The 3,397-nt window shown below is 47.4% G+C and carries 4 protein-coding genes and 2 pseudogenes; 2 read left to right on the forward strand and 4 right to left on the reverse strand.

The window, feature by feature from the left end; genetic code table 11:
* The 4 genes and pseudogenes from BFF42_RS12855 to tehA form a co-directional block, all read right to left on the reverse strand.
* On the reverse strand, positions 1-155 hold a 155-nt coding region (locus BFF42_RS12855), incomplete at its 3' end, for an IS1 family transposase (RefSeq protein ID WP_001348782.1).
* Between the two features lie 37 nt (positions 156-192).
* Positions 193-315: pseudogene (locus BFF42_RS12860) on the reverse strand (DUF3313 domain-containing protein); the annotation flags it as partial.
* 302 nt (positions 316-617) lie between these two features.
* A complete protein-coding gene (gene tehB / locus BFF42_RS12865) occupies positions 618-1,211 on the reverse strand; it encodes a tellurite resistance methyltransferase TehB (protein ID WP_000586729.1) in 594 nt (197 codons plus the stop codon).
* Positions 1,208-2,200 (reverse strand): dicarboxylate transporter/tellurite-resistance protein TehA, encoded by a 993-nt coding sequence (gene tehA / locus BFF42_RS12870; protein WP_012421650.1) that lies wholly within the window; start codon positions 2,198-2,200, stop codon positions 1,208-1,210. The genes tehB and tehA overlap by 4 nt, the downstream gene beginning before the upstream one ends.
* A 123-nt stretch (positions 2,201-2,323) precedes the next feature.
* On the opposite strand from tehA, the pseudogene ydcK reads away from it, so the two are divergent.
* Together ydcK and tnpA are read left to right on the forward strand one after the other, a co-directional pair.
* Positions 2,324-3,037, forward strand: a pseudogene (gene ydcK, locus BFF42_RS12875) (YdcK family protein); the annotation flags it as partial.
* A gap of 91 nt (positions 3,038-3,128) precedes the next feature.
* Positions 3,129-3,397 (forward strand): IS66-like element accessory protein TnpA (gene tnpA, locus BFF42_RS12880; protein ID WP_241525476.1); only part of this gene is annotated, 269 nt, incomplete at its 3' end.

Here is a 3,397-nt window from a genome sequence, read left to right on the forward strand (position 1 = left end):
GTACCGGGCTGAGAGGCGGTGTAAGTGAACTGTAGTTGCCATGTTTTACGGCAATGAGAGCAGAGATAGCGCTGATGTCCGGCAGTGCTTTTGCCGTTACGCACCACGCCTTCAGTAGCGGAGCAGGAAGGACATCTGATGGAAATGGAAGCCACGCAAGCACCTTAAAATCACCATCATACACTAAATCAGTAAGTTGGCAGCATTACCTAAAAAACCAGAATATTTATCTGGCTGGGTGATTTTAGAGGCACAACCAGACAGAGCCAACAAGCCGCATAAAGCTGCAACTTTCGCAAATGATGTGGTACGCATGAATAGTTTCCTGAGATGATTATATTACTTTTTAAGTTATAGCAAAAAGCGCCGCTTCGTGTTGTGGCAAAAAAAGTGTTGGTGAAAATAAATTTTTCAGCCCCTTTTCAGACGACATAGTCAATGCCGAAAAAGGGGCTAAGTCAATCATCAGTAGTTAAATTTCAGTAAGTTAAGCTGCTAAAAAACTTCGACTACTGTGATTAATTTCACATCCCTTCGATAAAAAATATGCTTACCGAAAAGAAGAACAGTAAATCATCTCAGCGTGGGGAATTTTCACGCGCCTTATTCTTAGCGGGTCATTTTTTACGTGCCAGCATCGTGGCGAAACGCAGTCTAATACGATTACCGTTGGCGTCGGTGCGGTGCAGCTCGCCGACGTCTTCATTGTATTTCACCCTCTCCCAGCCTTCGTAATATCGACGTAATTCTCCCTCTTTGAAGGCAAACGGGAAGCCGACGGTACATGGATAATCAGCGGTATCCATCGCCGCCACAATCAGGTTGTAACCACCAAGTTTAGTGCAACGTTGCATATTGGCAATCAGCCCTGGGATGGTTTTAGCCTCAAGGAACATCAGTACCACAGTCGAAAGAATAAAATCGTACTGTCTATCAAATGTGAGGTTATTCAGATCAACGACTCGGGTGTGTAAATTATCCAGATTTTCAATGGATTTAATGCGCTCTACATTGGCGATACTCATGGCATTTTTATCCCATGCGTCAACATCATAACCATTGGCTGCCAGGTAAAGACTGTTACGACCATTGCCACAGCCCAGATCCAGCGTTTTACCCGGTTTAACCACTTTCACCGCTTCCAGTACTTCAGAGTGTGTGCGGGTTAATTCATATTTATCAGTAAAATAGTTTTCGTCACGAATGATCATTCTTTGTCCTCTACTTTCATTAAAACAGCGCGCTCGGTTCTGACTAACAATTTCCCCTGCATCAGAAGCGCAAAAGTACGGATGAGCAGTATTGCAATAATAAAATTGGTAAAGATAAACAGCGGTACCGCCAGCGTATGGAAAAATCCATTTTCGCTGCCACTCCCCAGATGCAAACCGGTGGTTGCCAGTGCAGATACGCCGAACGAGAAACTCCAGAATGAAGCATTAAATGGCTGGGAGAGATACCATGGCATCAGACGTAGCATAAACAGCAGTTGCAGCAGTCCATAACCAAAAAGCATTTTCGCCAGCGTATCACCCTCGCCGCCGTTGACGCTCAACCAGGCACTACAGGCCACCAGCGCAGGAGCGAGCTGAATGCCGAGTGATGTCCGCAGTGCCGTGGGTAATTCTCCCGAACTGCGCAGACGCTGCAAGATCACCGGTTCAAGGCTTAGCCATGAGAAAACGCCTGCGCCTAAAAACACCAGACCGGCGTCGGTGTAGCCCAACGCACCACAGGCCATTGCGCTGATAAAGTTGTTGGCAACTGTCGGCAGATACAGTCCAGGCATGGTAGCTTCTTCAGGGTGAGATCCGCGCCATAATCCCGCAGTTTGCCAGGCGGCATAAGCCAACTGAACCACGACACCAAAACTGAACAGGCACACCGCCAGTGGGCGAAACCACGGAACCAAACCAATCGCCACCAGCATCGTCGTTGCCGGAAACAAACTCACAAAACTGCTCAGCACTGGATGGCGAACTTCCGCCAGCACGCTATGCGGAAAGCGTATGAGTCGGGTAATAAATGCGCTAGTTAATAATCCCCAGATGATCATCGCCAGAATCACCAGCCCATCCCCTAACCAGTGGCTGACCTGCCAAACCTGGCTGGCATAGCGCCAGGCAAATCCCATCCCTATCGTCCCCAACACAATACCAAAGTAGCCTGCCGGCAAATTGAGCACTTTATCGCTCTGCATCTTCTTACTCATTTTGTTTAATTTATAAAGTATATTTGAAATGCATTTTATGGAATTTTCTCGAGCATAGCCAGAGCCGCAGAATTTGCTACGGTTATAGTAAGTCACCTGTGAGAAAACGCTATGCGCAAATATCGTCTAAGTGAAGAACAGCGAGCCTTTAGTTATCAGGAAGATGGCACTTAAAAAAGTGTGTTATTACGGCAGATTATCGCCATTAGCGATTTTAACGATGTGATAGCAGGAACCGCTGGCGGCTGGATCGATCGCGAAACGGTGTTAGCATAGGAAGGAAATTGCTGGATTTACGACCAGAATGCTATTGCGTTCGGCGGAACGGTGATTTCTGGTAATACGCGTATCACCGGCACCAGCGTGCTGTGGGGAGAGGTTTACGCAACGGATAACGTCTGGATCGATAATAGTGAAATCAGTCAGGGTGCATATATAAGTGACAGCGTCACCATTCATGACTCATTAGTTTACGGGCAATGTAGAATATTTGGTCACGCCTTAATTGATCAACATTCTATGATCGTCGCCGCACAAGGCTTAACGCCCGACCATCAACTCCTGCTCCAAATTTATGATCGCGCAAGGGTTAGCGCCTCGCGTATTGTCCACCAGGCACAAATTTATGGCGATGCCGTCGTCCGGTATGCTTTTATTGAACATCGCGCCGAAGTTTTTGATTTTGCCAGTGTTGAAGGTAATGAAGAGAACAACGTCTGGCTATGCGATTGCGCTAAAGTCTACGGTCACGCGCAGGTGAAAGCTGGCATAGAAGAAGATGCCATTCCGACGATTCATTACAGTTCGCAGGTGGCGGAATATGCGTAAGCGTACAGCCTGAACCGTCTGGTCAGAATCTGACGAATTAGACAAAGTGGTGTCCACCAAATAAGTAGTGGGAACCAAAGTGTCAGATATGCAGAAAAATGTGAATCCCGGCAGGCGAAAAGGCTGCCCTAATTATCCTCCCGAATTTAAACAGCAGCTCGTTGCTGCCTCCTGTGAACCCGGGATATCCATCTCAAAACTTGCTCTTGAAAATGGCATTAACGCCAATCTGTTGTTCAAATGGCGACAACAATGGCGCGAGGGAAAGCTGCTATTACCTTCTTCAGAGAGCCCCCAGCTACTTCCTGTGACTCTCGATGCAGCTGCCGAACAGCCAGAATCGCTCGCAGAGGATCC

Origin of the sequence: Shigella sp. FC1661, from assembly GCF_001712525.1 — a bacterium.
In the GTDB taxonomy this organism is placed as follows: domain Bacteria; phylum Pseudomonadota; class Gammaproteobacteria; order Enterobacterales; family Enterobacteriaceae; genus Escherichia; species Escherichia coli.

Bases quoted from the DNA above. Each gene is read 5' to 3' on its own strand.
- tehA (WP_012421650.1), bottom strand. From the start codon at position 2,200: ATGCAGAGCGATAAAGTGCTCAATTTGCCGGCAGGCTACTTTGGTATT.
- tehB (WP_000586729.1), bottom strand. From the start codon at position 1,211: ATGATCATTCGTGACGAAAACTATTTTACTGATAAATATGAATTAACC.